Consider the following 7976-nt stretch of genomic DNA (forward strand, 5'->3'; position numbering starts at 1 on the left):
CGCGAGCAGGCCGACGGGCGTCCCCGGCTCCACGTGATCGAGGCCGGCGCACGCTGGCGTGAGGTCATGCAGGACGAGGCCGGGCGCGGCTTCGATCTGGCGGTTGAGCTGCCGTGGCGGACCACTCTGGTGAGGGTCTCGGACGCGGAGTGGGTTCTGTTGCTGGTGGCGCATCACATTGCCACGGACGCCTGGTCGATGGGGGTGCTGGCGAACGACCTCCAGGTTGCCTATCGTGCGCGGCTTTCCGGTCAGGTCCCCGGGTGGGTGCCGTTGCCGGTTCAGTATGCGGATTACGCGTTGTGGCAGCGGGAGGTGTTGGGCGCACTGGACGACCCGGACAGCGTGGCGGCGGAACAGATCGCTTACTGGCGGCGAGCGTTGGCGGAGGTGCCGCAGGAGACGGTGCTGCCATTTGATCGTCCGCGTCCGGCGGTGCCGTCGTTCCGTAGTGGGTCGGTTGCGGTCGGGGTGGATGCGGAGACGCATGCCCGGTTGGTGGAGCTGGCCGTGCGGGGCGGGGCGACGATGTTCATGGTCGTGCACGCCGCGTTGGTGGTGCTGCTGGCGCGGATGGGTGCGGGGGAGGACGTCTGCGTCGGCACGCCGGTTGCCGGGCGGTCGGATGCGCAACTGGAGGAGCTGGCCGGCTTCTTCGTCAACACCCTTGTACTGCGGTCGGACGTGGCGGGGGATCCGTCGTTCGCCGAGGTGTTGCGCAGGGTGCGTGAGTCGGATCTGTCGGCGTATGCGAATCAGGATGTGCCGTTCGAGCGGCTGGTCGATGAGCTGAATCCGGCGCGATCGGCGGCGCGTAACCCGCTGTTCCAGGTGATGCTGGCGCTGCAGAACGTGCCGAAAGGACGGTGGGAACTGCAGGGGCTGTGGGTGGAGCAGGTCCCGCCGGCCGAGGACCCCGCAGCCCGGTTCGACCTGTCGGTTGACCTCAGCGAGCGGTGGTCCGACGGTGGCGCTCCGGCCGGGCTGGGCGGCGGGATCCTTTACGCCGCGGATCTGTTCGACGAGGGGACGGTGCGTGGGCTGGCTGAGCGGTTGGTGCGGGTGCTTGAGCAGGTCGCGGCCGATCCGGAGCTGCGGCTGAGTGGCCTCGATCTGCTGGACGTGGCCGAGCGGGCGTCGGTCGTGGAGGAGTGGAACGCCACCGTGAGCGAGGTCGATGCCTCGACGGTGCTGGAGCGGTTCCGGGAGTGGGCGGTGTGTACGCCGGAGGCGGTGGCGCTGTGGTCCGAGGGCCGGGCGCTGTCGTATGCAGACGTGGATGCGCGTTCGGATGTGTGGGCGCGGGGGTTGGTGGCGCGGGGTGTGGGTCGGGAGTCGCGGGTGGGTCTGTGCCTGCCGCGTGGCGCCGAGATGGTGATCGCGATCCTTTCGGTGTGGAAGGCCGGTGGGGCGTATGTGCCGCTGGATCCGGAGTACCCCTCCGACCGGCTGGCTTACATGGTCGCCGACAGTGGCGCCGAGCTGGTGCTCGTCGCGGAGAAGACAGCGGGCTCGCTGGGTGGTGACACCGTCCTCCTGGACGAGCTTGCGATCGAGTCCGGTGAACCGGTTGATGTGCCTGGCGCATTCGATGATTTGGCGTATGTGATCTATACGTCGGGGTCGACGGGGCGGCCGAAGGGCGTGGCCGTGGCCCATGGTTCGGTGGCGAACCTGGCGTCGGCCATGCGTCCCGTCCTGGGCACCGGCCCCGAGGTGACGGCGCTGCAGTTCGCGTCGTTCAGCTTTGACGCATCCGTCCTGGACGTCGCGGTCACGCTGGCCGCGGGTGGCACGCTGGCGATCGCCTCGTCCGACGAGCGGCTGGACCCCTCTGCCCTGGCCGAAATGCTCGAAGCGGCCGGGGTCGGGGTGGCGAGCGTCGTCCCGTCGCTGCTGGGCGTGCTGGAGCCGGAGGTGGTGTCCGGGGTCGGGAACTGGGTGCTGGGTGCGGAGCGCTTGGAGGCCGGTCTGGCGGCGAGGTGGCGTGAGGGTGCGCGGGTGTGGAACACCTACGGGCCGACCGAGGCGACCGTCATCACCACGGCGGTGTTGCTGGAGGAGGGCATCACGAGTGAGGATGCCGCGCCCTCGATTGGTTCTCCGCTGCCCAACGTCCGTACCTATGTGCTGGATGCGTATCTGCGGCCCGTCCCCGTCGGTGTGACGGGTGAGCTGTACGTGGCCGGTTCAGGCCTGGCTCGGGGCTTTGTCAACCGCCCGGATCTGACGGCGGAACGGTTCGTCGCGTGCCCGTTCGGTGAGGGCAGGCGGATGTATCGCACCGGGGACCTGGTGCGCTGGACGGCGGACGGCCAGCTGGCCTTCGTCGGACGCGGGGATGAGCAGGTGAAGATCCGCGGCTTCCGTGTCGAACTCGGCGAGGTCGAGGCGGCTCTGGCGGCGCATCCGCAGGTTGAGCAGGCCGTGGTGTTGGTTCGGGATGGCCGTCTGGTCGGCTACACGGTCGGTGATGTGGACGCCGGTGAGTTGCAGGTGTTTGTCGCTGCCCGGCTCCCGGACTACATGGTCCCGTCGGCGGTCGTCGTTCTCGACGCGTTCCCGTTGACCGTGAACGGCAAGATCGACCGGGCCGCCCTCCCCGCCCCCGACCTCGCGGCGAGCGGTGGCCGTGCGCCGTCGACTCCGACCGAGGAAGCACTGTGCACCCTGTTCGCCGAGGTGCTGGATCTGGAAGCGGACGTGGTCGGTGCGGAGGAGAGCTTCTTCGAGCTGGGCGGCGATTCACTGAAGGTGATGCGGTTGATCGCGCGGATCCGGTCGGTGCTGGAGGTGTCGGTCGGTGTGCGTGAGGTGTTCGCGGAGCCGACGGTGGCGGGGATCGCGCGGCTGGTGGAGGGTGCTGGGGCGTCGTCGGGTGTGGTGGTGCTGGGGCGGCGGGAGCGTCCGGAGCGGGTGCCGTTGTCGTTCGCTCAGCAGCGGATGTGGTTCCTCAACCGCATGGAAGAGGCGGATGTGGAGAGCCCGAGCGCTGTCTACAACTTGCCGCTGGTGTTGCGTCTGAGCGGGCAGTTGGATGTGGCTGCGCTCGAGGCCGCGTTGGGTGATGTGGCCGATCGGCACGAGAGTCTGCGCACGGTCTTCCCCGATGTGGAGGGCGTGCCTTACCAGCAGGTGTTGGAGGGTGCGGGCAGTCGTCCGGAGCTGGTGGTGGTTGAGGCCGGCGAGCGGTGGCGTGAGGTCATGCACGAGGAGGTCGGGCGTGGCTTCGACGTTGGTGCCGACCTGCCGTGGCGGGCCACTCTGCTGAGGGTCTCGGACGCGGAGTGGGTTCTGTTGTTGGTGGCGCATCACATTGCCACCGACGCTTGGTCGATGGGCGTGCTGGCGAATGACCTCCGGGTTGCCTATGGTGCGCGGCTTTCCGGTCGGATCCCCGGGTGGGCGCCGTTGCCGGTTCAGTACGCGGATTACGCGTTGTGGCAGCGGGAGGCATTGGGCGAGCTGGACGACGACGGGGCCGGCACGGGTGCCGGGCAGGTCGAGTACTGGCGGCGAGCGTTGGAGGGGGTGCCGCAGGAGACAGCTTTGCCCTTCGACCGTTCGCGTCCGGCGGTGCCCTCGTTCCGCAGTGACTCGGTTGCGGTCGGGGTGGATGCGGAGACGCATGCCCGGTTGGTGGAGCTGGCCGTGCGGGGCGGGGCGACGATGTTCATGGTCGTGCACGCCGCGTTGGCGGTGTTGCTGGCGCGGATGGGGGCGGGGGAGGACCTCTGCGTCGGAACCCCGGTGGCGGGCCGGTCGGATGCGCAGTTGGAGGAGCTGGCCGGCTTCTTCGTCAACACCCTCGTCCTGCGATCCGATGCTTCCGGTGACCCCTCGTTCTGTGACCTGCTGGCGCGTGTCCGTGAGTCCGACCTGTCGGCGTATGAGAATCAGGATGTGCCGTTCGAGCGGCTGGTCGATGAGCTGAATCCGGCGCGATCGGCGGCGCGTAACCCGCTGTTCCAGGTGATGCTGGCGCTGCAGAACGTGCCGGAAGCCCGGTGGGACCTGGAAGGGCTTGCGGTCGAACAGGTACCGCCGGAGGTAGCGCCCGCCCGGTTCGACCTGTCGGTGGGCCTCAGCGAGCGGTGGTCTGACAGCGGCGCCCCGGCCGGTTTGGACGGCGGGATTCTGTTCGCGGCCGACCTGTTCGACGAGGGGACGGTGCGTGGGCTGGCTGAGCGGTTGGTGCGGGTGCTGGAGCAGGTCGCGGCCGATCCGGAGCTGCGGCTGAGTGGCCTCGATCTGGTGGACGTGGCCGAGCGGGCGTCGGTCGTGGAGGAGTGGAACGCTACGGACCAGCCGCTTGAGCCCGGCTCGGTGCTGGAGCGGTTCCACGCCTGGGCCGTGGAGACGCCGGAGGCGGTGGCGCTGTGGTCTGAGGGCCGGGTGTTGTCGTATGCGGAGGTGGATGCGCGCTCCGATGCGCTCGCGCGGGGGTTGGTGGCGCGGGGTGTGGGCCGAGAGTCGCGGGTGGGTCTGTGCCTGCCGCGGGGGGCCGAGATGGTCGTGGCGATCCTGGCCGTGTGGAAGGCCGGCGGGGCGTACGTGCCGCTGGACCCCGAGTATCCATCGGATCGGCTGGTGTTCATGGTCGCCGACAGTGGTACCGAGCTGGTGCTGGTGACGGGTGAGACCGTCGGCTGCTTGTCCGCAGATGTGGAGACGGTCCTGCTGGACGGGCTGGAGAGTGACCTGGGTGTGCTGCCGGCGGTTGTGGCTGGCCAGCTCGCCTACGTCATCTATACGTCGGGTTCGACGGGGCGGCCGAAGGGTGTGGCCGTGGCCCATGCCTCGGTGGCGAATCTGGCGTCGGCGATGCGTCCGGTCCTGGGTGTCGAGCCGGGCGGGACGGCGTTGCAGTTCGCCTCGTTCAGTTTTGACGCGGCGGTGCTGGACGTGGCGGTGACGCTGGCGGCCGGGGGCACGTTGGCGATCGCCTCGGCGGAGGAACGTTTGGACGCGGCTGCCTTGGCGCGCATGGTCGAGGCGGCCGGTGTCGAGGTCGCGAGCGTGGTGCCGTCGTTGCTCGGCGCGCTGGAGCCGGAGGTGGTGTCCGGGATCGGGAACTGGGTGCTGGGTGCGGAGCGCCTGGAGGCCGGTCTGGCGGCGAAGTGGCGTGAGGGCGCGCGGGTGTGGAACACCTACGGCCCCACCGAGGCCACCGTCATCACCACGGCCATCCTGCTGGAGGAAGGCATCACCGGCGAGGACGCCGCGCCCGCCATCGGCTCTCCGCTGCCCAACGTCCGTACCTATGCGCTGGATGCGTATCTGCGGCCCGTCCCCGTCGGTGTGACTGGCGAGCTCTACGTCGCGGGCGATGGTCTGGCCCGTGGGTACGTCAACCGCCCGGATCTGACGGCGGAACGGTTCGTCGCGTGCCCGTTCGGTGAGGGCAGGCGGATGTATCGCACCGGGGACCTGGTGCGCTGGACGGCGGACGGCCAGCTGGCCTTCGTGGGGCGTGTGGATGAGCAGGTGAAGATCCGCGGCTTCCGTGTCGAACTCGGCGAGGTCGAGGCGGTCCTGGCGGCGCATCCGCAGGTCGAGCGGGCCGTGGCACAGGTCCGGGATGGCCGTCTGGTCGGGTACGTGGTTGGTGATGTGGACGCCGGTGAGTTGCAGGTGTTTGTCGCTGCCCGGGTGCCGGAGTACATGGTGCCGTCGGTGGTGGTGGTGCTGGATGCGTTCCCGTTGACGGTGAACGGCAAGGTTGATCGTGAGGCTCTGCCGGTACCGGATTTTGCGGCGAGCGGTGGGCGCGCGCCGTCGACTCCGGCCGAGGAGGCGCTTTCCGCCCTGTTCGCTGAGGTGTTGGGCGTGGAGGGGGTGGGTGCGGAGGAGGGTTTCTTCGAGCTGGGTGGTGATTCGCTGCTGGTGATGCGGTTGATCGCGCGGATTCGGTCGGTGCTGGAGGTGTCGGTCGGTGTGCGTGAGGTGTTCGCGGAGCCGACGGTGGCGGGGATCGCGCGGCTGGTGGAGGGTGCTGGGGCGTCGTCGGGTGTGGTGGTGCTGGGGCGGCGGGAGCGTCCGGAGCGGGTGCCGTTGTCGTTCGCTCAGCAGCGGATGTGGTTCCTCAACCGCATGGACGGAGCCGAGGCCGACGGCGCTGGTGCCTACAACATTCCCTTCGCCCTGCGGCTGACCGGCCGTCTCGACATCAAGGCGCTGCAGGCCGCGTTGGGTGATGTGGCGGATCGGCACGAGAGTCTGCGCACGGTCTTCCCTGACGTGGAGGGTGTGCCGTATCAGGAGATCCGCGAGCAGGCCGACGGGCGTCCCCGCCTCCGGGTGATCGAGGCCGGCGAGCGCTGGCGTGAGGTCGTGCAGGACGAGGCCGGGCGTGGTTTCGATCTGGCGGTTGAGCTGCCGTGGCGGACCACTCTGCTGGGGGTTTCCGACGCGGAGTGGGTTCTGTTGTTGGTGGCGCATCACATCGCCACGGACGCCTGGTCGATGGGCGTGCTGGCCCGCGATCTCCAGACCGCTTACCGCGCCCGCCTGGCGGGTGCCGAGCCGGGGTGGGAGCCGCTCCCTGTCCAGTACGCGGATTACGCGTTGTGGCAGCGGGAGGTGTTGGGCGCACTGGACGACCCGGACAGCGCCGCGGCGGGGCAGACCGCGTTTTGGCGGGGGAGTTTGGAGGGCGCGCCGCAGGAGACAGTTCTGCCGTTTGATCGTTCGCGTCCGGGGGTGCCGTCGTTCCGTAGTGGGTCGGTGCCGGTCGGGGTGGATGCGCAGACGCATGCCCGGTTGGTGGAGCTGGCTTCGCGGGGTGGGGCGACGATGTTCATGGTCGTGCACGCCGCGTTGGCGGTGTTGCTGGCCCGGATGGGAGCGGGGGAGGACCTGTGCGTCGGCACGCCGGTGGCGGGCCGGTCGGATGCGCAACTGGAGGAGCTGGCCGGGTTCTTCGTCAACACCCTGGTCCTGCGGTCCGATGCTTCCGGTGATCCCTCGTTCCGTGATCTGCTGGCCCGTGTCCGGGAGTCCGACCTGTCGGCGTACGCGCACCAGGACGTGCCCTTCGAGCGGCTCGTCGACGAGCTGGGTGTGGCGCGATCGGCGGCGCGTAACCCGCTGTTCCAGGTGATGCTGGCACTGCAGAACGTGCCGGAAGCCCGGTGGGACCTGGAAGGGCTCGCGGTCGAGCAGATTCCGCCGGCGGAGGACCCGCCGGCCCGGTTCGATCTCTCCCTGACGCTGAGCGAGTGCCGGTTGGATGACGGTGCTGCCGGTGGGTTGCGCGGCGGCATCCTCTACGCGGCCGACCTGTTCGACGAGGGGACGGTCCGTCGGCTGGCCGAGCGGTTGGTGCGGGTGCTTGAGCAGGTCGCGGCCGACCCTGAGCTGCGGCTGAGCGGCATTGCGGTGCTGGACGAGGCAGAGAAGGCCGCGATCATCGAGGGGTGGAACGCCACCGTGAGCGAGGTCGATGCCTCGACGGTGCTGGAGCTGTTCCGGGGATGGGTGGCAAGGACGCCGGAGGCAGCCGCGCTGTGCTCCGAGGAACGGGCGTTGTCGTATGCGGAGGTGGATGCGCGCTCCGACGCGCTCGCGCGTGGCTTGGTGGCGCGGGGTGTGGGCCGGGAATCGCGGGTGGGCTTGTGCCTGCCGCGCGGGATAGATGCGATCGTCGCGATCCTGGCCGTGTGGAAGGCCGGCGGGGCGTATGTGCCCATGGATCCCGAATACCCCGCCGACCGGCTGGCTTACATGGTCGCCGACAGCGATGCCGAACTGGTGTTGGTCGCGCCCGAGACCGTCGGCCGGTTGTCCACCGCCGTGGAGACGGTCCTCCTCGACGAGCTGGACGGCGACCCGTGCAAGCTGCCGGACATCGCTCCTGACCAGCTCGCATACATCATCTACACGTCTGGTTCGACGGGGCGGCCGAAGGGTGTGGTGGTGTCGCATGCGGGGTTGGTGAATCTGGCGGGGGCGCAGATTGAGCGGTTTGTGGTGGG

General features: G+C 69.4%; 1 protein-coding gene. It reads left to right on the plus strand.

Going from position 1 to position 7976, the window contains the following annotated elements; all coding sequences use genetic code 11:
- Positions 1–66: 66 nt before the first annotated feature.
- Positions 67–7976: amino acid adenylation domain-containing protein (locus ACZ7M7_RS44880; RefSeq protein WP_472127628.1), on the plus strand; the 7910-nt coding region annotated here is incomplete at its 3' end.

This window comes from Streptomyces sp. NPDC111606, from assembly GCF_055656945.1.